Source organism: Paenibacillus sp. GCM10027626, from assembly GCF_042676285.1.
GTDB lineage: Bacteria > Bacillota > Bacilli > Paenibacillales > Paenibacillaceae > Paenibacillus_Z.
In genome coordinates this window covers 40,233-61,191 of the sequence record NZ_JBHTHC010000027.1, presented here as the reverse complement: position 1 = coordinate 61,191, position 20,959 = coordinate 40,233, and the positions used below count along the sequence as shown (strand labels likewise).

Here is a 20,959-nt window from a genome sequence, read left to right as displayed (position 1 = left end):
GTGAGCTTGCGTGCGTGAAAACCCCATCCCAGAGGCTTAGGCTGAAGGGGTGGGGTTTTGTATTGTAAACCTAGATTATGAAATTTGATGCCGAAATATTGAAGTAAACGGGTAAAATTACACTATCAGAGCATTTATTTTCGTTAAAAAATGCAATGACTATACAGAATATAAATTCTCTCTGAACCCCTGCCTTATAGAAAAGTATAAAGATAAGTTATAGATCTACTGTTGGAGGCGATAAATTGAAGAAGAGACTAGCACTTATGCTTGTATTATTATTTGTTGTAGCCCCAATTACAATCTACGGGATCATTAAGATATTCAATCAGGACAAAAATATTCCATCTATTTCGTACTTTGGTGGATTAAAGGATTATCGTATGTGGCAGGGAGTTGCATCAGATGGGAACAACATCTATGTATTTTCAGATCGCGACGAAAAATTTGAGCTTAACAACATTATTTCTGTTTACTCACTTGATGGTAAGTTTATAAAGGAGAAAACAGAAGCATACACCCAAAAAAGCAGAACTGGAAAATTTATGTCATTTGGTGATGGTAGTGTGATTAATGGGTCTTTATATGTGCCGGTATATGACTTTAACGGCGGTAGCGCTCAATTATCTGTAAACCTACGTGAGAGTAGGGTTGTTAAATATGATCTAAATTCATTGAAGATCGTGGATGAGTATTATATTGGTGAAGGCTCAGCGGAATCAGTTGACTTTTACGATAACTCGTTTTGGATTGTATACCATGACATTAATGAAATACGAAGATTCGATGAGCAATTCAATCTGCTTGAGAAATATCGACTGTCCTCAAGTTTTGAGAAAGAGGGAGGATACCAAGGAATAATTTTTGAAGACGGTGAGCTTTATGCTAACTTGCATGGATCAAATCATTTTGGAATGGAATATGCCTATGGACTAGATCATTATCACTTTGACGGAAAGAATTTCAATTTTGTAGAGCGAATAAAGCCACCGACTTATGGATCGGGGCAAGGTATTGATCGTGTAGATGAAACTTATCTATGGGTTGATAGACCAGCGAACCGTATTGTGAAGACAACTTTACTCAAGAACGGAAACTTACATTCTACTACTGGTGAATCTATAAAAGAAGAAACAGTATCAAGGTCGGAATAACAATTCATCGGTCTGCTATTTGCGAAGCCCTATTTGCCGGAGTGCAGGCAAGGCGAACGTTTCAATCGCGTGGTCGATGCGTTCCTAAGCGAAGCTGCGCTTGAGAAACCACGCTGCAGCGGCTGAATGAACTGTTCCAGGTGCGGCTGTTAGAGTGATATCAGAAAAAGCCGTATTCCGAATACAACCCAGAAACCGTATACCGCAACGACAAAAAGCCTCTTCGGTTCGTCGATCTGGTTGAGCTCGCGAATGCCTTCCTGCACTGTGAGACGCGCAAGGTCGACAAACCCGGCTGCATCAGCTTCATGAGGCGCAAGTACGAGGATGGCCTACCATCCCATCGGCTGTACGATGGATGTGGCATTCGACCCGGCAGAAATCTTGGAGCTCACACTCGAGTACAAAGCCATACTTCGTGGCGTGTGCGTGAGCTTGTCATCGATGAACGCGCTAGCAATTGTCCACCGCGCTGCCGAAGCATCTGGGGAAAGTAGCAGCGGCAGACACTTCAAGGCTGTTATCGGCAGCGGAAGAACGCAACTGGGATCGCAAGGCGCAGCATGCTCCTACTGTAGCCTACCGCCGGGTGAGCACGGAGGGTGGTCATGTTTGAGTCCTTTTACGGTCTCGGTCGGTCGACTTTCCCGCGAGATGTGCATGAGTGAGTTGCATGAGTTGATCATGCTGGAGGAAACGCTCGGGTATCTTGAATACGTTGCACAGCGTCAGTGGTTCACGGTCATCACCGGCGATGCGGTACAGGTAAAACGACGACGATTCGACGGCTCACCGAAGTGCTGGATCCGGTGAAGTACAAAGCGCTTTACTTGTCCGACTCCAAGCTGGCCCCACCATTTCAACAAAGGATTGATTGAACAACTCGGCTGCAAATCCAAGTTTTATCGTGGTGACACTAAACGCCAGTTGCATCGTGAAATTCTGGAGGAAGTTCAACTTCAATATGGATGCGCAAAGCCCATGGCGCTCATCCTGGTCGGTCAGAGTGGGTTTTGGAATCTTCCTCAATCAGCAAGCATGCGGCGATCCGCCGGCGCATCGACCTACAGTGCAAAGCTTTCGCATTACGAGCGGTCTTAGACAGGCGATTACATTCGCGGTCACTGACATTCACCGGCACGGAGCATGACATCTTCACCAATGTCACAATCGATGACATCTATTGGTTCTCGAGTGGTGCCGCTCGGTTGATAAACAAAGTATGTACGCACTGTTTTATCTATGGCACTCAAAACAAAATCAGATCATTGACGTTCATATACTTAAGTGCGACATCTAGGGAGAATTATCGATTTTCCCTTTCTCTTCCTCATGTTCGGACAGTTTTTCCATCACCAGCAAGACAACTTGCACCATCAACTGACGGACATCTTGTGTTAGCAGCAAAATTATCAGTATTCGACGACTTCTCTTGCGACTACTATGAATTCATATGCAAGGACAAAAAACTCTCAGGTGCGATTCCCAACTTGGAGGACCTAGAAGCGCTTTATTAAATAGGAAAGAAGCACCCCAAAGGGTGCTTCTTAAATTGGATTAGTTAATGAATCCAGCTTGATCCAGCGTACGGTAGATCATTGTAGCAGCTTCAGCGCGAGTTGCTTTAGCGTCAGCAACTACTTTCGTAGAAGATTGACCTTTAACAATACCCGCTTTGATAGCTGCTGCAACTTCACCTTTTGCCCAACCAAGGTTAGCAGCGTCAGTATAAGCTGCAAGCGCCTGTGTTGCTTCAGCATCAGTCAGCGTTACATTTTTACCAGTGTAGGCCAATGCACGAACGACCATAGCTGCAATTTCTTTGCGAGTGATGTTCGCGTCTGGTGAGAACTTACCAGCGCCAGTTCCTTTAACGATACCAGCTTCAGCAGCTGCTGCTACTGCGCCAGTGAACCATTTATTGGATGCAACGTCCTTGAAGGAGGAAGTTGTCGCGCTAGTGTCCAAACCAAGTGCACGAGCGATCATTGTCGCAAATTCAGCACGAGTGATGTTACGGTTTGGCGTGAACAAGTCTTTGCCAGTACCTTGAACAATCAGCTTAGCTGCAAGAGCTTCAATCTCAGCTTTACCCCAGTGGTTAGCAGGAATATCCTTGAAGGATATTGCTTCTGCTGAAACTACAGTGTAGATGCTGTTGCCTTTGCGCAGAAGAGTAGCAATTGATTTGCCGTTCTCTGTTGCGAAAGTAGCTGGGACATAGCTCAGCTTACCTGTAACAGGATCGAACATAACACCAGTTGCTTTCTTCGCATCAGCAAGCTCTTCTTTCAGAGGCAGCGTACGAGTGATGTACTGATCGAAGTTTTTCAACTCTTTCTCTTTGCCGTTTGCTACTGCAAATACTTTGAAATCAACTGCATTAGCAAGTTCTTTAACACCTGCTTTTTTAGCAGCTTCTTCCAATTTAGTTGCATTCTCACCAGTTACTTTTTTCATCTCTACACGGATAATGAGATCTTTAAGCTCAACCCCGAGGGATTTAGCAAGCTCTTCAAGTTTCAGTGCAGCGATTGGCAAAGTGTAGGAAGTACCATCTTCCATTTTCAGAGTCAGGATTTTTCCTTCGATGAGAGCGTCAGCTGGCAAATAAACAACATCAGATGGAGTCATTACCACCGCGTGTTCATTTGCTTTAAGAGCAGCGATCAGAGCAGCCTTGTTTACAGTACCGTCAGAGTTGACAATGCCGTTACCTCCTGGCAGGAAAGGACCGCCGGGAAAACCAGGATATCCACCACCACCACTGTATTGGTAAGTGTCAGTGGCTACTGAACCATACATAAAATATGTATTCTCAGTAATGGTGTAATCAAGCACAAAAGCATTTTTATAAGTGTTATATGTCGCATAGACGGAAGTAATAACTCCATCTTTGCCATAAACACCTACAGTGATTTTGGTCTTGTCTGTCCCTAATTGTTGGTATTCGGAGTCAGTCAGGTACACATCCGCTGTTACTCTATTACCGTCTTGCTTAACATTCTGGAAAGACGCAGCAAAAGCGATAATAGGAGTAAGAATGGATAGCATCATGGCGAAAACAAGGACAGCTGCTGTTTTGTTTATAAGAAGCTTCTTCATTATTTTGATTTCACCTCCTTTCAATACAATAAAAAGCATTTTATCACATATAATTTCGTTTGCAACAAGAACAGATTATATACTAATTCTTGAAAAAAGGGAAGTGAAAAATAATTAATTTTTATCCATTATTCTCTAATTGGTTTAGCAATATTTTTTGTTGAGGATCAATTGAAAATAAAGAGTTTTCCAAATCAGCATCTTGTTTCCCTGTTTTTTGAAGAGATGCCAAGTAATACCGAACGCCTTCGCGGACAACTTGATCTTTGTTGGGATTATCAGATTGTAGAGGTTGCAAGGTTATGGGTTGCAAAATCTCCACAGATAATTCAAATTCCTTTTGATAAAAGTAAATAGCTCCAATAGCCCGTCTAATCAAAGGAGTTGGTTCAAATATTCTTCCCTGTAGTTGACCTTCAGGCAGTGATTCTAATTGTTTCATTTTAGATAATACTTCAGAATATATGCTTAATGACTTATTCCAGTTCTCAGTTGTATTGGTCTGATCAGTACCATTTGTTGAAAGGCCGAGCAAATAATGCTCCATTATAGCAGCTTCATAAAAATTAATGTCCCATGGAAATCTAGCTATACCGTCATTTAAAGTTGTTACTGCTTCTTTATACGCACCAGAGTTTTTAAAGTTGCGGTACTCTGCAAAAATTAATTGCCCGTTAAAAGGCTCATACTGTTTTAGCTGCTGAATTAATGGGCGACTTTGCTCGACAAAACTCTTATTATTAGACTGTTGGTAAGCTTGATATAGCCAATCTAACTTTGTTAATGTAAATGCTGGATTCTCGGGTGAAATATTGATAGCTTTATCCAGGTCTGGCAAAAGTTTATCAAGTGTTAGTTTTTCTACTGCCGCTTTGTGCATTGCTTGTCCATAGTATTGATTGGCATAATTCTGACGTATTGTCCAGGATAAAGCAATGATCATGATGACTCCAAAAAGTGAAGGAACTATATACTTAAGTTTTGGAGTATTATAATTGTCCCACTTAGAAATGACTAATTGATCGTTATAGGGGGCGAGCATTGCACCAAGACAAAAGAACACAAAGACACTCAAGTAAAGATAACTCATATCAAAGTCAATACTACTATGAACTAGAATTGAAATTGAAAGGATAAAAAAGATAAAATGATTTCCACGTAATTCTTTATGTCGGATGTATAATTTAATAAATGCGAAGTAGATCAAGAATAAAGTAGCTACCAACACTATGAAACCAACTACACCGACTTCAACGAGAGTTTGCACAAAGTAACTATGTGCCTGGTTACTTGAATAAGGATTACTTTGATATTCCTGATAAATAGCAGTCCAACCACCACCACCAGTACCTAACAAAGGATAATCCATTAGGACCTTAAGGGCATCTTTATAAAATGTTGCACGTTCAAGCACACTATGCTGTTGGAAGTTTATTGACTCAATCCGGTTAGCTATCTGTTCAGGTAATACTTTCCTAATCTCGCCACTACTGATGAATAAAATTGAGAGTATTAGACCTACACCTACAATAAGGACTGGTATTGCTGCAAATGACCATTTTTTTTGACTAAATGCAGCGAGTTTTGATTCAATCCATGGGTACAGCCATTTAATGCTGACAAGTACAATCCCTACTGTTAGTACAGAAGCGGCAAGAAGAAGTCCCCAGCTTTGTAAAGGTAGTTCACTCCAAAATGAAATTGGAGCAGCTGGATCAAAATCATTTTGTGGCTGAACAATTCGGGCTATTGCATCGTAGTTGGATGTAATGGTCCCTAGTATAAGAAACGATACGCAAGCTGTACATAACAAGTAAAACAAAAACATAATTTGTCTTGCCACAGTGAAAAAAGGAATGATTATTAAAAGCAAAAATGGTACAAGTACTAATGCGCCGCGCGAATAGGTAAGTAAAAAAGACAAAAATATGGGCACAAGCATCAATGCGTGAATTATCCCATTATACCAACGCTTAGAATGAACAATTAAATATAAACTAGAAAATAGTGCCGCTATTAAAAAACCTGCATAAGTATTTGAATACTGAAATACTGAAGTCAAACGGTAATTTGTATCGGCTAACCAAAGTGCGTCCGGATAATACGTTTGGCCGAAGAGATTTATGAGGCCAAATACGACAACAAAATAAATTGAATACTGTATTAACGAAACAAACCACCGTTTTGTTGCGTCTAAAGTAATAAAATAAAGACCAAACATAAAAAAGGCAGTAATTGCTAGCGAAATCATCACCATGTTGCGTGCATAATGTATGGACGCTGCGTTAAAAGAAGAAATGAAATAAGCTGTAGAAAGTAGTAGCATTAGAATAGAGAATACAGATTTATAATTATTAATTTGGAATCTGGTAAAGAAAAAAAATGTGAACAGCGCGGCTATTACAAAGGTGGCAAGAAGTCCACCGTATAATCTATTTTCATGCCCGACGTCATAGCCATTAAATAAACCGCTGTAAAAGGGAGAAATAATAAAGAATAATGATACGCAAATGATGCATGTCCATTGAATGAGTGAAAAGTTGTACTCAGCATTTTTTTTTGTAGTTGTTGCCTTATTCTTGGTTTTCATTTAATAAACTCCTTGTGGGGATACATTATTCGACATGTTAGGCAATAACTATTCTATCAAAATTTATTTTGTAAATCCATCGGAAGAGGGATGAGAAATTTGATTTTCATTAAGTTTAAAAAAAATCTGTTAGCGGACCCATAAATAACTGAGAGTTTAAGGGGATTTATAAGATTTATCACAACTTGATCTTTAATACTTGGGGTTATTTGGTGTCCAAGGGGTTGACTAGCCAATACTTATTTTAGTAAATGCTATATTTGAAAACAAAAGGAACTGTTTTTGAATCAGCCTCCATGGTACAATAGACTTATTAATTTAGCTTTTACATAAAGTCCGACTTGGCGGAAATTGGAGAATACGGCTGTTGTTTTTTGTAGTTTGCTTTAGAATAATTAAACTGTAACATTGACTCAAGCATAAATAGTTGTTGTGGAGATGAAATTTGATGGTATCAAGAATATTAAGTTATATTGCAAGAAATAAAAATATAGTTCTTCAATTTATTAAAAGAGAAACTATAAGTCGCTATAAAGGATCATATTTGGGCTTTCTATGGACGATACTAACACCGATATTTATGCTGTGTGTGTATACATTTGTTTTTAGTGAAATTTTTCAAGCAAGATGGCATTCTGGTAGCACTAATAAAGTAGAGTTTGCAATTATTATATTTTGTGGGCTTTCAACAATGACTGTATTTACAGAAGTAATTTCACGCTCTCCCTCTATGATTATAAGTAATACAAACTATGTGAAAAAAGTTGTTTTTCCATTAGAAATGTTCCCGGTTATTGCTCTAGGAACTGCATTAGTAAACGCGGTAATAAACTTTACGTTATTAATTATAGCCAATTTTCTATTGTTAGGGATGATACATTGGACGCTATTGTTATTACCAATCATAATTTTACCTTTAATATTCTACACAGTAGGATTTTCATGGATACTTTCATCTCTTGGGGTTTATATTAGAGATATCGGACAATTTATTGGAGTAGCAGTACAAGCATTAATGCTCTTAAGTCCTATTTTTTATTCAGTTGAGGTCATTCCAAAGCAACTTTTATGGTTCTATCAATTAAACCCTGCAACACACTTCATTGATGATGTTAGACAAATTCTTTTATTTGGAAAGATACCGGCGCTGGATGGATTTTTAATTCAATTGCTTATATCCGGTTTTATTTGTTTTGTTGGCTTAATGTGGTTTCGGAAAACTAAGCACGGGTTTGCCGATGTTTTATAGAAGGGTGAAGATTATTAACAATGAGTGAAGCAATTAAAGTTGTTGGAGTCACTAAAACATTTAGAATATTTTCTAGACCTATAGATAGACTCAAACAAATATTGATTCGAAATAGAAAATTTTATCAGGAGTTTACAGCGCTGCAACCAGTTTCTTTTGCGGTAAATCAAGGGGAAGCAGTCGGGATTATTGGGAGGAATGGTTCTGGAAAAAGTACGCTTCTTCAAATGATTGCGGGGACGCTGGCTCCGACTGGAGGACAAGTAAAAGTACAAGGTAGAGTGGCTGCATTACTAGAGTTAGGCAGTGGGTTTAATCCTGAGTTTACTGGTAGGGAGAATGTATATTTAAATGCAGCGATCCTTGGTATACGTAAGGAAGAGGTTGACGGGAGATTAGAACAAATATTGCAATTTGCTGATATTGGCGATTTTATCGACCAGCCTGTTAAAACTTACTCGAGCGGTATGTATTTGCGACTTGCTTTCGCTGTTTCGATTAATGTTGATCCAGATATTTTAATTGTAGATGAAGCATTAGCAGTTGGAGATGGGCGATTTCAATTAAAATGCTTCGAGAAAATAAAGGCGTTGAAAAACATTGGTAAAACGATTCTGGTAGTATCTCATGATATGCAAACCATTCGACAGATTTGTGATAAGGTTATATTAATTGATAAAGGTAAGCTGGTAGAGATAGGGAATCCAAATGATGTGGTCAATCATTACACGAGAATCCTCTATTCACACACCGAGATCAATAAAGATGGAGTGGAAGTAGAGTCCCACAACAAAAAAGAGGGAGAATTTACAGGTGCTAATTCTCTTGATGTTAACTCTTCTAACGAGTACCGCTATGGGAGTTTTGATGGCAGGATTGAATCATTTTCGGTTGTTAATTGCAAAAATGAGACTGTTAAGACTATTACAACAGCTGAATCCATTAAGGTTAGTTTTAGGGTGAAGGCTTTAAGGAGAATCGAACAGCCAATTTATGCCATGACGATAAAAACTGTAAAAGGATTAGAAGTATACGGGACGAATAATTACTTTCAGAATATGGACTTCAAAACATTGGATCAAAATGAAACTGCAACAATCACATTTGATCAACATATGAGACTGGCGCCTGGGGATTACTTTATTTCACTAGGATTTGTTGAGTTAATAGATGGAGATATAATCCCCCTTGACCGACGATACGATGTTATTGAATTGAAGATTTTGCCTTTACCTGGGGATCGAAGTTTCGGGGTGGCCAATTTAGAAAGTGTTATTGGAATCGAGTACTACTAAATTCCACATGGTGAATTGAGGGTTTAAATTGCTAAAACGTGAAGAATTATTTAAAAAGTTAGTAACTGCTGGGTCTGAAGTAGACCAACTTGATACCCTTTTTCTTGTAGAACAAGCTTATTCAGGACATTATGCAGACATGTCTTCTAGTGACGAGAAGAGTATGATAGACCGTTTGAAAAAAAAAAACTGGAGGGAAGTTGTTAAGGATGACTTCTTTCAGAATAGCCCGTGGCTTTACAAAATAATTACTGATCCAGGAAGAGCGCAATTCCTGGATATATTACCAATACCGGATGATGGGGTATATCTAGATGTAGGTTCCGGATGGGGGCAGATTACAATTCCGTTGGCGCGACGGGGGCTGGGTGTTGCCTTTGATCTCACAAGAAATCGTTTGGACATTCTAAAAGAGATCGCTCATCAGGAAAGTGTAGATCTTGGATTTATTCAAGGGAATTTTACTACATTTCCATTTCAAGATCAGGTATTCGATTTAGTTGTTTTTAATGGTTCTTTGGAATGGATAGGTGCAGGTAAAGAAGTAACTGAGACCATTAAAAGTTGCCAAATTACTGCATTGAGAAAGGCAGAAAAGATTTTGAAGCCTGGTGGAATTGTATATATAGGTATTGAGAATAGTTTGGGTGCAAAATATATTCAAGGAGTAAAAGATGATCATACAGGTATCCCTCACTTGACTTACCTTTCAGAATATGAAGCTGACAAGAAATTTCAGTTAAATAATGAGAAAAGTCTACCATCAAAAACATGGTCATTAGAAGAATATTATGAAATGTTTGAGATTGCTAATTTAGAAGTTGAAAAAGTGTATGGTTGCTTTCCAGACTATAAACTTATTCGTATGATGATTGATTTGGAAGAGGTTAACGATTATTTTACAAATCATCTGCATGACATAGAAGAATATGACGGTTCTGATGGTGGCCAAATTGTATTATCACTCGAATTAAAAGAGCTCTATAAGACTCTTGCGAAGAATAAGATTGCACATCACTTTTGTCCTTCGTATGGGTTTGTTTTAAGAAAGAAGGGATGATCGAAGAGTATGGATTTATTTAATGCAATAATTAAAGCAGGTCTTGCTCAAGAAAATCAAATAAAAAAGCTTTCATTTAAAGTTGTTAATAGTAGCGGCAATCGCGCGGCTAAAGCAGCAACTACTCGATATTTAGTTAAATTAGAAGGAAAGCTGATATGTTCGGTAAAAAAGCTATCTGTTCGATCAGGCTACAATATAGAAATGATTCACTACTTACAAGGGCTGTTGTCGGAGAATGAGATTATTCAATCACCAAAAGTCTATGGAACATTTGAGATGGGGAGTTACCTTTATATTGTCGAAGAGTATATTCAAGGAATCACTCTTAGAGAAGCGATACAAAGAAGGCACTTATCTATTGATTCTTCTGTTAGTATGGTGAAGCAAGTATTTGAATATATTCAACAACAAACCACAAGTAGTGAAGGTAACAATAGTACAAGCATATTTAAAAGAGAAGTAAGTACAATTTGTAAGACGATAAATAGCTTAACGATAGATAAACACATTGTTGCACGTCTTGAGCAGGATTTTCGAGATAATCAACACCTTTTATTATCAGGCCCATCTATTACTACTGGAGATTTGTCTCTTAAAAACATCATTTGTAAGGACGGGGATAAATACATTGTTGATTTTGACTTAACCCATCAAACCTATCTTGGGTGGGTCGATTTGTTGCGTCTAGTTCATTATGAGAGGGATTCTAATATTTGCTTCAAGTATAATGCATTTGAAGAGCTTCTCCCTAAGATTGATTTAAGCTTTTTAAGAATCATTTTTCTGTTGAAAGAAATTGAATTACAATCTCGTGTGTTGGAGGCTGTATATTTTAACGATATCTTCAAGCACTTGGAAACCCAGTTATGGGAATTGTGCTGTGAATATTATCAAATTCCACCTGTTGAAGACGAAATTCAGAATGTTCCTGAAGTTATTGAGAGACCTACTAATTATGTTCAAGTGTATTGGACTGATAAGTTAGATGAACAATATTGTGAAGGTAAGTCTACATGGAAAACTTTAATTGTCGATACTTGGGAGACTTATGTTTTTGAACTAGATACCGAGCGAATCCATTCAATTAGAGTGGATCCGACAATCAGTACTGGTTTAATCGAGATTGGCAAAATTATTATATTAGGAGAACGTGGGGAAAAGTTAGATATAACTCAGGAGTTAAAGGTTTCTGGAACTATTGAACTTTTATGGGATAAGGAAATATTTAGGGGAATTTCAATTGGGGACGATCCCCAACTTATTTTTGAGAATTTAAATTTGTCAGGTAAAGCTGTTTTGGAATTTACAATGAAAGTCTCAACGACTATTGGTGACATTCTTAGTACAGACTTCCAAAATCATGGTAAAGAGTTAAAAAGGTTTCGTAGTGTTTATTTAGACTCATTAGATAAAGCAAAGATAAAGTTACATGAATTAAATGAAGAATTATTAAACAAAAAAGAAGAGAACAGAATTTATTGGGAGCGTATTGAATATATGGAGGGGAGCCGCTCTTGGAAATTGACAAAACCTCTTCGAAGCGCGGCTGCCACTTACAGAAATTTGAAAATGAAAATGAAATCGTTTATTAAAAAGTTGTTGGGTGAAAAGAAGATTCATTTAGTTCCAATTCATCACTTGGCGAAAGTGGGAGATTCAACATCAGATTGGGTGGCAACAGGAAATGACCCGCAGTTTGAGTGGAATGGTCCTTTACTTGGTGGATGGGTACAACTTTATTATAGAGGGAAAGCAGAAGAAGAAACAGTAACACTTCAATTGTATTATGATTCTGGCGAAGGTATGACCGCAGAATCATTCATTAAAGTAGGATTACTAACTAGAAATAATGAACATGAGCAAAGTGCCCTTGTAAAACTGCCCAATAAACTTAAAAGATTGCGTCTAGACCCCGGTGATAAACCGCAAACATTTTCTCTATTTGATTTCAGAGCACGGAAAATTTCTAAATTAGAACTTCTAAGCCGACCATTACGACAGTTTATTAGAACTCATGGATTGTCATTTGCGACGATGAAGTCGATGATCTCGAAGTTTATTTTAATATCAAAGCGTGATGGGTTGCGGGGTGCTTATCGTAAAATTCGGATTCATGCAGAAACTCCAGTGGGAGCAGGTATTCTAGAGTATTCTGACTTTATCCGTCTGGAACAAAAGACAAATGATGAATATGAAAAGTTGAAGAAGGAAGCGGCGGGATTAAAGTATCAACCATTAGTCTCTGTTCTTATTCCAGTATATAATGTTGAGGAAAATTGGTTAAGGTTATGTATAGAATCAGTCCAAAAACAAATTTATAACAATTGGGAACTGTGTATTGTGGATGACTGTTCTACCAAACTACATATTAAAAAAGTTCTTGACGAAGTTAGTAGAACTGATAAGCGAATTAAGGTAAAGTATAGGGAGGAAAATGGACATATTTCTAGGACATCGAATGATGCATTAGCGATGGCTGAAGGTGAATTTATTGCATTGCTGGATCATGATGATGAGCTGGCTGTAGATGCTTTGTATGAAAATATTCTTCTTATAAACAAGCATATGGATGCTGATATAATATACAGTGATGAAGATAAAATATCAACAAAAGGTGAAAGACATTCTCCGTTCTTCAAACCTGATTGGTCACCTGATATGCTTATGTCGCAAATGTACACATGCCATCTCACGCTCTATAGAAGGAATTTGGTTGAAAAAGTGGGTGGGTTTAGAGTGGGGTACGAAGGAAGCCAAGACTATGATTTGATGCTAAGGGTCTCAGAGCATACGCGAAATATTTTCCATATTCCTAAAATACTTTATCATTGGAGAAGTATACCGAGTTCCACAGCCTTAAATAGTTCTTCCAAAAATTATACACATGTTGCTGGGTTGCGTGCTTTAGAGGATACAATTATAAGACGAGGTTTAGATGCAACAGTCGAATCAATTGAAGGGTTAGCAAATGTTTACTTAGTGAGATATCAACCTGTTAGTAATCCTAAAATCTCTATTATCATCCCGACAAGAAATATGACGCGAATATTAAGCGATTGTCTGGACTCAATCTTTGGAAAGACAAGTTATAATAATTTTGAAGTCATAATTATTGATAATGGCAGTGATGATAGTGCTATCTTTGATTTGTATAAACATTGGCTAGAGGCTCAGCCGGAAAGGTTTAGTGTACATTATTATGATATACCTTTTAATTATTCAAAATTAAATAATTTTGGAGTTGCTCAAGCGACGGGGGAGTTAATCTTACTCTTAAACAATGATGTAACGGTTATTACTCCAGATTGGCTTGCTGAAATGGCTGGACAAGCTATGCGTAGTGAAGTAGGGGCGGTTGGAGCATGTTTATACTATCCTGATAATACTTTGCAACATGGAGGGGTTATACTTGGTGTTGGAGGAATTGCAGGTCACAGCCATAAAAATATGACTGCTAATCACCCAGGATACTTTGGCCGCTTGAAAGTAGTTTCAAATTATACGGCAGTAACAGCGGCTTGTTTAATGGTTCGGAAAGCAGTGTTTGAAGAGGTTGGGGGACTAGAAGAAGAGTTGCAGGTTGCTTTTAATGATGTAGACCTGTGCTTAAAGATTTGGGAGAAAGGATACTACAACGTGTGGCTACCTCATGTGCAACTTTATCACTATGAATCAAAAAGCCGCGGCAGTGAAGATACCCCTGAAAAAATGGAGCGATTTAAAAGAGAGATTGAGTGGATGACAAGAAGGTGGGCTCAATTATTAAATAATGATCCTTGTTATAATCCAAACCTTTCTCGTGACCGAGACGATTTTTCACTTGGTGAGCCATATCGGTAAATATAATTTTTCTGGTATTGGAAGAAATGGATGAAAACACAGATGAAGTTGAAAATGAGGAGTAAATATTTATGAAAAGGAATAGAAACGCGTGTAGTTTATTTGGTTCATAAGTTGAGTAGAAGAAATTAAGGTAGTTTTGTTCCCAGGATGCCGGCTTTATGTTGAAGACTATTCTCACAGATTTATAACGTATAGCAGTCAATCATGATTAAAAAACTAACGTAGGATATTTGGGGGAGTGGCTTTGAATATTCGTAATTTAAAAAAACATAAAACACCAATTGTGGTTTTTACGCTAGCATATCTATTGCTTTTTTTGTATCATCGTTATATGAATTTTGTTGATGAAACTGATAATATGCTTGGTGCATTATCTGTTATAAGTGGAAGGGACATATATAGTGGTTTCTTTTCTCAACATACACCATTTGTGTATTACTTCATGTCATTCTTTGCATTGTTTGGGGCTTATGAGTACGAAACATTTAGAATATGCATGAGTATTGTGATTCTAGCTACTTGGATTTTTATTTACAAGCGATATAGTGGTTACTTTGGTGTGATAACAGTATATGTCATTATACTTTTATATCCGTTAACAATTACATTTCATTGGGGTCACATGATTTTAAGTGATGTATTTCAGGCATACTGTATATTATTTGTTTTCTTGGAATTTATACAGTATTGGCATACTAAACAATTAACAACGAAAAGTATGATTATTATTTCCTTATCTATATTTATTTCTATTATGTCGGCATTCGTAAGTGTATATACGGTGTTTATACTTGGATTAGGCTTTGTACTGTGCGAAGTACAATCCAATAAGGAATTCAAAGACTATGTAAACAAGATTAGAATGTATGTCAAATTATCAGTAACTCTTCTATTGCCTTTTTTATTTTTTATTATTATCTATTTCTTTACTGGCAATTTGAAAAATTTTTATGAACAGGCTTATGTTCTAAATCGTGAAGTTTACAGTAAATACACGAATGGATTTGGGGAAAGTACAATCGCCGTATTTAAGGACATATCTACAAGTTGGATTAGCTACATTTCAAATACTTTAACTACCTTTTCAGCAGAAAAAGATTTAGTTGGGTTAATATTACTAATTTTTACACTTTTTTATGTTTTTCAGACATTTAAAAAGAATAAACTACTAGCTGTCATTATATTTATTTTCATTGGATTCACTAGTATTCGAGGGTTTACGTGGTTTCATGCTATACCCTACTATGTTGTGACCTTTTTTTGTACAGGTTCCGTAATTAATAGTTATTTCAATGGTACGTTAAACTTAGAAAATATTTCATTTAGATTCAAAAAGACAGTAATTGGTATGTTGACCTTCATGTTATTTCTATTATCTTTAAATGTTTACCTACCTAATGTTGGGGCAAACTTCACTAAACCTGTCAGTGAAATGCTAGCCTATCCTTACGATAGCTATATTCAAAAGTATACGACGCAAGAGGATAAAATATGGGTTGGTATTTTGTATCCTCAGTCATATATTCGAAATCATAGAGAACCAGCCAGTAAAGCATATTCAATTGTCCCTTGGTTTGCTGAAGTATATTCAGATGAAATAGTTTCCGATTTAAACACAAGTAAGCCTAAGTTAATTATTTTCGAACCAGATAGTGATGTATGGGGATATAAGTTCTCTGATTTTGCCAAGCAAATATTTGAATTTATAAAAGCAAACTACACTGCTATTAATCCAAACCATCCTGTAGAGAAAAATGTATATATAGAGAATAGTTACTATAGAAGTATTGAAAGTGTAAATAATCAAGGGCTTGACGGAATTAAAGATGGTATGCTGATTAGAGACAGTTTAGGTAGAGTCTTCTATGTGGAAAATGGAGAAAAGAGACATGTTTCAAGCCCTGAAGTTTTTGAAAAGCATGGGTTTAGCTGGTCCGATGTACAAACGTTTGATGATGCTGTTATAGAAACACTTGTAACAGGAAATCCAATTGATCAGTAATGGAGGGGCAAATATGAAAGTAGTAATTCTTGCAGGGGGCTTTGGCACGAGGATAAGCGAAGAGTCCCATTTAAAACCAAAACCAATGATTGAAATTGGTGAAAGGCCAATTTTATGGCACATTATGAAGACATATTCATCATTTGGATTTAATGATTTTGTTATTTGTTTAGGTTACAAAGGATACTACATTAAAGAGTATTTCGCGCATTATTTCCTACATGAGTCAGATGTAACGTTTGACTTTCGAAGTGATAATCAAACAATTACTCACAATCATACAGCGGAACCATGGAAAGTAACACTGGTTAATACTGGTCTGAATACAATGACTGGTGGTCGGGTGAAACGAATCCAGCCGTATATTAATAATGAACCTTTTATGTTAACATATGGAGATGGGGTTGCAAATATTAACATCCGTGAACTAGTTGATTTTCATCAGTCACACGGAAAAATAGCGACCGTAACATCTACCCAACCTAGTGGGAGATTTGGAGCTTTAAAACTTGGAGAACAAGATCAAGTCTATGGTTTTCAAGAAAAGCCTAAAGGTGATGGAGGTTGGATTAATGCAGGTTTTTTTGTATTAAATCCCGAAATATTTCAATATCTTGATAATGATGCAACAATTTTCGAAAAAACTCCGTTGGAAAGTATATCAAGGGATGGCGAACTGATCGCATACAAGCACTATGGTTTTTGGCAACCAATGGATACACTTCGTGACAAAAACCAATTGGAAGATCTATGGGGATCTGGAAAAGCGCCATGGAAGATTTGGGATAAATAATGTTATGTTTATGGGAGGTACTATGATATCTCAGGAGTTTTGGAAGAATAAAAGAGTTTTTTTAACAGGGCACACAGGATTCAAAGGTTCTTGGCTTTCGATATGGCTTCATCGTATGGGGGCTAAGGTAACTGGCTTCTCATTAAAGCCTCCAACAGATCCATCATTGTATGACATTTGTGACTTGAATTCATCTATAAATTCGGTAATAGGTGACATTAGAGATAAGAATGCATTACTAAACGCACTGCATGCAAGTGAAGCGGAAATTGTTATTCATATGGCCGCGCAACCTCTAGTGAGATATTCATATAAAGAACCAGTAGAAACCTATGAAACAAATGTTTTGGGTACTCTTTATTTAATGGAGTCTATAAGAACGGCGGTTTCAAATGGACAACAAATTAAATCTGTTTTAAATGTTACAACAGATAAATGCTATGATAATAAGGAATGGGAGTGGGGATATAGGGAAAATGAGCCTCTCGGTGGGTATGATCCGTATTCCAGCAGTAAAGCTTGTTCAGAATTAGTTACATCTTCATACAGAAACTCTTACTTTAATCCAACTTTATATAACGAGCATGGAGTTGCTATAGCTTCTGCACGTGCCGGGAATGTTATTGGTGGAGGAGATTGGGCTGAAGATAGATTAATACCTGACTGTGTAAGGTCTTTGGTGAAAGGTGATCCGATCATTATTCGTAATCCCTTATCTATACGGCCATGGCAACACGTACTTGAACCGTTAAGTGGATATTTAATGCTTTCTGAAAACTTATATAGATATGGTATTGGATTTGCAGAGGCGTGGAACTTCGGGCCAAATGAACAAGATGCCCAGACCGTAGAATGGATAGTAAACAGAATGTGTAACTTATGGGGGAGGGAAGCCTCGTATGTGATAGATACCGCACCCCAACTTCATGAGGCGAATTATTTGAAATTGGACTGTTCCAAAGCAAAAAAACGTTTGGGATGGCAACCAAAATGGAATCTTGAAACGGCAATTGAGAAAATAGTTTTCTGGAATCAAGAATATATGAAAAAATCCGATGTGTATGAACTTTGTGCGCGGCAGATTGATGAGTATATGGCACTTTGCGGAGGTTCTTCATAATGAAAATTTTACTCACTGGTGGAAGTGGGTTTATAGGAAGAAATATTATTGAACAATTAGGCTCTAAATATCATATTCTAGCTCCACGTCATAAAGAGCTTGATTTATTAAATGAAGATGATGTAAGAAGCTTTTTTCAATCACATTCAATTGATGTTGTTATTCATTCAGCTGTAAAACCTGGCCATCGCAACTCTGCAGATAACAGTCAACTCTGTTATAATAATTTACGAATGTTTTATAACTTGGCACGTAATGAAGATTTCTTTGATAAAATGATTTTTTTAAGCTCCGGAGCAGCTTACGATGTATCCAAAGATCTGCTTAAAGTAAGAGAAGAAGACTTCGATACGAATGTTCCCGGGGATGAACATGGGTTTTCAAAATATATAAGTGCCAAATATGTGGAAAAATCAGAAAAGATTACAGAGCTTCGTTTGTTCGGTATATTCGGAAAATACGAGGATTATTCCATAAGGTTCATTTCAAATGTGATATGTAAGGCGCTCTATAATATACCTATATCTATAAAACAAAATCGAAAGTTTGATTATGTATATATTGATGATTTTATTACTATATTGGATTCTTTTATTTCGGAACGTTATCAGTATAAAGTATATAACGTCACACCTGATCAGTCGATAGAATTGTACGAGATAGCTAAAATGGTGTTGAATATTATTGGTGAAAATCTCCCTATAAATGTAGCTTCGCCTGGCTTAGGTAAAGAGTACAGTGGAGCAAACGATAGACTTCAAAAAGAATTAAAAGACAAAGGGATTTGTTTCTCATCATTAAATGAAAGTATCAGGAAGTTAGTTGAATGGTATAAACAAAATGTTCATGAGATAGATAGGCAATTGCTTTTATTTGATAAATAAATAAAGGAGCCTTAAGTATGGTGAAAGCTTCAGACTATATAGCAAGAAAGTTAGTTGAGTCCGGTGTTGCGGATATTTTTATGTTATCCGGTGGCGGAGCTATGCATCTAAACGATTCATTAGGGAATAATGAGAATTTAAATTATATTTGTTGCCACCATGAGCAAGCATTAGCGATTGCAGCTGAGGGATATGCCCGATCATCTGGAAGATTAGCAGTTGTTAATGTAACAACTGGTCCTGGAGGGACGAATACTCTCACAGGAGTTATGGGACAATGGACGGATTCTGTACCAGTTTTGTACATATCGGGGCAAGTTAAACAAGAGACAACAATTGAATCATGTAGAGAGCTGGGTCTACGTCAGTTAGGTGATCAAGAAGTAAGTATCGTACATATTATGCGTAGTGTGACTAAATACGCTGATATTGTAAAGAGCGTAAAAGAAGTAAAATATAAACTTGAAAAAGCGATAAAAATCGCCACCACTGGTCGCCCTGGTCCAGTGTGGTTGGATATTCCTATGGATATTCAAGGTGCCTTACTAGATGAGTCGGATTTTATTGAAGACCCGGAGACTGGTGGGCAACTTGAAGACGATAGCTCATTAAGTAATCAGATACAAAACGTAGTGAAACTGCTTGAAACTGCCCAAAGACCCTTGATTGTTGCCGGGCATGGAATTAGAATTGCGAAAGCCCAAGAAGAATTTTATAACCTTGTTGAGAAGCTAGGTATTCCAATAGTGACAACTTTTAATGGATTTGACTTAATTCATAGCGACCATCCATTGTACATTGGGAGAATTGGTACAATCGGAGACCGTGCTGGTAACTTTGCTTTGCAAAATAGTGATCTAGTTATTATAGTTGGTTCCAGAAATAATATTCGACAAGTTAGTTATAATTGGGATTCATATGCAAGAGCGGCTAAAAAAATAATTGTTGATATTGATAGAGCAGAACTTTTAAAACCAACGATTAAACCCGATTTAGCTATTCTTGCAGATGCAAAAGATTTTATTGTTGGATTATTGGACAGTGTAAGGGATATGAAATTACCTGACTGGCATGAATGGTTGCGCTGGGCCATAATTAGAAAAAATAAATATCCTACACTATTGGAAGAATATAAAAAAATAAAAGATGCTGTCCACCCTTATTTCTTTATTAATCAGTTAACTGACTCATTAAATAATGATGCCATTGTCGTTGCTGGAAATGGTACGGCCTGCGTAGTTTTGTTTCAGGCAGGAATAGTTAAGAAAGGTCAAAGGATTTTCTGGAATTCTGGATGTGCATCAATGGGTTATGATTTGCCAGCAGCAATAGGAGCGTGTATGGCAAATCCAGGGAAGGAGGTGATATGCATTACTGGTGAGGGTAGTCTACAAATGAATTTGCAGGAACTGCAGACAGTTGTATATCATAAACTCCCGCTAAAGCTATTTGTTATTAATAACAAAGGATACTGTTCAATACGTCAAACTCAAACTAATTACTTTAATGGGAAGTATGTTGCTTGTGATGAATTGACAGGCTTAAGTTTCCCAGATTTAAGTCGTTTGGCACCTGCATATGGCCTTCAGTATAATCGTATAGAGTCTCACGAAGGTATGAGTAAAAAAATTGAGCAAACATTGGCGTTATCTGGCCCGGTTGTATGTGATGTTCAACTAACCTTGGACTATACTTTTAGCCCCAAATTGTCTTCGGAACGAAAACCGGACGGGAAGATGGTTTCTAAACCGCTAGAAGATATGTACCCTTTCCTCAGCAGGGAGGAGTTTTATTCCAATATGATTATCTCCCCAATGGAGGAGTAAATCTATAATAATTATTAGTTAAAATACTTATAAAA

At 37.2% G+C, this 20,959-nt stretch carries 15 protein-coding genes; 13 read left to right on the top strand and 2 right to left on the bottom strand.

Annotation, left to right across the window (positions count from 1 at the left end; genetic code table 11):
• The first annotated feature begins 245 nt into the window (after positions 1 to 245).
• The 4 genes from ACFQ0N_RS33145 to ACFQ0N_RS33130 all read left to right on the top strand — a co-directional run bounded on the left by ACFQ0N_RS33145 (position 246) and on the right by ACFQ0N_RS33130 (position 2,304).
• On the top strand, positions 246 to 1,154 hold the full coding sequence (locus ACFQ0N_RS33145; RefSeq protein WP_379334396.1) for a hypothetical protein: 909 nt from the start codon (positions 246 to 248) through the stop codon (positions 1,152 to 1,154).
• A 460-nt stretch (positions 1,155 to 1,614) separates the two neighbouring features.
• Positions 1,615 to 1,770: a hypothetical protein gene (locus tag ACFQ0N_RS33140; RefSeq protein ID WP_379334395.1), complete on the top strand. Its 156-nt coding sequence runs from the start codon at positions 1,615 to 1,617 to the stop codon at positions 1,768 to 1,770.
• Positions 1,767 to 1,967: a hypothetical protein gene (locus tag ACFQ0N_RS33135; RefSeq protein WP_379334394.1), complete on the top strand. Its 201-nt coding sequence runs from the start codon at positions 1,767 to 1,769 to the stop codon at positions 1,965 to 1,967. The genes ACFQ0N_RS33140 and ACFQ0N_RS33135 overlap by 4 nt, the downstream gene beginning before the upstream one ends.
• A gap of 151 nt (positions 1,968 to 2,118) precedes the next feature.
• Positions 2,119 to 2,304, top strand: a complete 186-nt coding sequence (locus ACFQ0N_RS33130; RefSeq protein ID WP_379334393.1) for a hypothetical protein — start codon at positions 2,119 to 2,121, stop codon at positions 2,302 to 2,304.
• A 407-nt stretch (positions 2,305 to 2,711) separates the two neighbouring features.
• Here the strand turns inward: ACFQ0N_RS33130 and ACFQ0N_RS33125 are convergent, their stop codons facing one another.
• Both ACFQ0N_RS33125 and ACFQ0N_RS33120 read right to left on the bottom strand, forming a co-directional pair.
• On the bottom strand, positions 2,712 to 4,259 hold the full coding sequence (locus ACFQ0N_RS33125) for an S-layer homology domain-containing protein (protein ID WP_379334392.1): 1,548 nt from the start codon (positions 4,257 to 4,259) through the stop codon (positions 2,712 to 2,714).
• 121 nt (positions 4,260 to 4,380) lie between these two features.
• The gene (locus ACFQ0N_RS33120; protein ID WP_379334391.1) at positions 4,381 to 6,849 is read right to left on the bottom strand and encodes an O-antigen ligase family protein; all 2,469 of its coding nucleotides are present in this window, start codon (positions 6,847 to 6,849) and stop codon (positions 4,381 to 4,383) included.
• Positions 6,850 to 7,297: 448 nt separating this feature from the next.
• Between ACFQ0N_RS33120 and ACFQ0N_RS33115 the strand changes: the two genes are divergently transcribed.
• The 9 genes from ACFQ0N_RS33115 to ACFQ0N_RS33075 all read left to right on the top strand — a co-directional run bounded on the left by ACFQ0N_RS33115 (position 7,298) and on the right by ACFQ0N_RS33075 (position 20,924).
• The gene (locus ACFQ0N_RS33115) at positions 7,298 to 8,098 is read left to right on the top strand and encodes an ABC transporter permease (protein ID WP_379334390.1); all 801 of its coding nucleotides are present in this window, start codon (positions 7,298 to 7,300) and stop codon (positions 8,096 to 8,098) included.
• Between the two features lie 20 nt (positions 8,099 to 8,118).
• Positions 8,119 to 9,393 carry an ABC transporter ATP-binding protein gene (locus tag ACFQ0N_RS33110; RefSeq protein ID WP_379334389.1) on the top strand — a complete coding sequence of 425 codons (1,275 nt, stop codon included), beginning with the start codon at positions 8,119 to 8,121 and terminating at the stop codon, positions 9,391 to 9,393.
• A gap of 28 nt (positions 9,394 to 9,421) precedes the next feature.
• Positions 9,422 to 10,453 carry a class I SAM-dependent methyltransferase gene (locus tag ACFQ0N_RS33105; protein WP_379334388.1) on the top strand — a complete coding sequence of 344 codons (1,032 nt, stop codon included), beginning with the start codon at positions 9,422 to 9,424 and terminating at the stop codon, positions 10,451 to 10,453.
• 9 nt (positions 10,454 to 10,462) lie between these two features.
• A complete protein-coding gene (locus ACFQ0N_RS33100; RefSeq protein WP_379334387.1) occupies positions 10,463 to 14,296 on the top strand; it encodes a glycosyltransferase family 2 protein in 3,834 nt (1,277 codons plus the stop codon).
• 247 nt (positions 14,297 to 14,543) lie between these two features.
• Positions 14,544 to 16,301, top strand: a complete 1,758-nt coding sequence (locus ACFQ0N_RS33095) for a hypothetical protein (protein ID WP_379334386.1) — start codon at positions 14,544 to 14,546, stop codon at positions 16,299 to 16,301.
• A 13-nt stretch (positions 16,302 to 16,314) separates the two neighbouring features.
• Positions 16,315 to 17,094: a glucose-1-phosphate cytidylyltransferase gene (gene rfbF, locus ACFQ0N_RS33090; RefSeq protein WP_379334385.1), complete on the top strand. Its 780-nt coding sequence runs from the start codon at positions 16,315 to 16,317 to the stop codon at positions 17,092 to 17,094.
• A gap of 22 nt (positions 17,095 to 17,116) precedes the next feature.
• Entirely contained in the window at positions 17,117 to 18,214 is a 1,098-nt protein-coding gene (rfbG, locus tag ACFQ0N_RS33085; protein ID WP_379334433.1) for a CDP-glucose 4,6-dehydratase, read from the top strand.
• Complete coding sequence (locus tag ACFQ0N_RS33080; RefSeq protein WP_379334384.1) at positions 18,214 to 19,098, top strand: NAD-dependent epimerase/dehydratase family protein; 885 nt, start codon at positions 18,214 to 18,216, stop codon at positions 19,096 to 19,098. Before rfbG ends, ACFQ0N_RS33080 begins: the two co-directional genes overlap by 1 nt.
• Positions 19,099 to 19,115: 17 nt before the next feature.
• A complete protein-coding gene (locus ACFQ0N_RS33075) occupies positions 19,116 to 20,924 on the top strand; it encodes a thiamine pyrophosphate-binding protein (protein WP_379334383.1) in 1,809 nt (602 codons plus the stop codon).
• Positions 20,925 to 20,959 lie beyond the last annotated feature (35 nt).

What these genes read in the sequence shown, in the direction of transcription:
- ACFQ0N_RS33080 (WP_379334384.1), top strand. Translation starts at nt 18,214, where the DNA reads ATGAAAATTTTACTCACTGGTGGAAGTGGGTTTATAGGAAGAAATATT.
- rfbG (WP_379334433.1), top strand. Translation starts at nt 17,117, where the DNA reads ATGATATCTCAGGAGTTTTGGAAGAATAAAAGAGTTTTTTTAACAGGG.
- ACFQ0N_RS33110 (WP_379334389.1), top strand. Translation starts at nt 8,119, where the DNA reads ATGAGTGAAGCAATTAAAGTTGTTGGAGTCACTAAAACATTTAGAATA.
- ACFQ0N_RS33115 (WP_379334390.1), top strand. Translation starts at nt 7,298, where the DNA reads ATGGTATCAAGAATATTAAGTTATATTGCAAGAAATAAAAATATAGTT.
- ACFQ0N_RS33120 (WP_379334391.1), bottom strand. Translation starts at nt 6,849, where the DNA reads ATGAAAACCAAGAATAAGGCAACAACTACAAAAAAAAATGCTGAGTAC.
- ACFQ0N_RS33130 (WP_379334393.1), top strand. Translation starts at nt 2,119, where the DNA reads ATGGATGCGCAAAGCCCATGGCGCTCATCCTGGTCGGTCAGAGTGGGT.
- ACFQ0N_RS33125 (WP_379334392.1), bottom strand. Translation starts at nt 4,259, where the DNA reads ATGAAGAAGCTTCTTATAAACAAAACAGCAGCTGTCCTTGTTTTCGCC.
- ACFQ0N_RS33100 (WP_379334387.1), top strand. Translation starts at nt 10,463, where the DNA reads ATGGATTTATTTAATGCAATAATTAAAGCAGGTCTTGCTCAAGAAAAT.
- ACFQ0N_RS33075 (WP_379334383.1), top strand. Translation starts at nt 19,116, where the DNA reads ATGGTGAAAGCTTCAGACTATATAGCAAGAAAGTTAGTTGAGTCCGGT.
- rfbF (WP_379334385.1), top strand. Translation starts at nt 16,315, where the DNA reads ATGAAAGTAGTAATTCTTGCAGGGGGCTTTGGCACGAGGATAAGCGAA.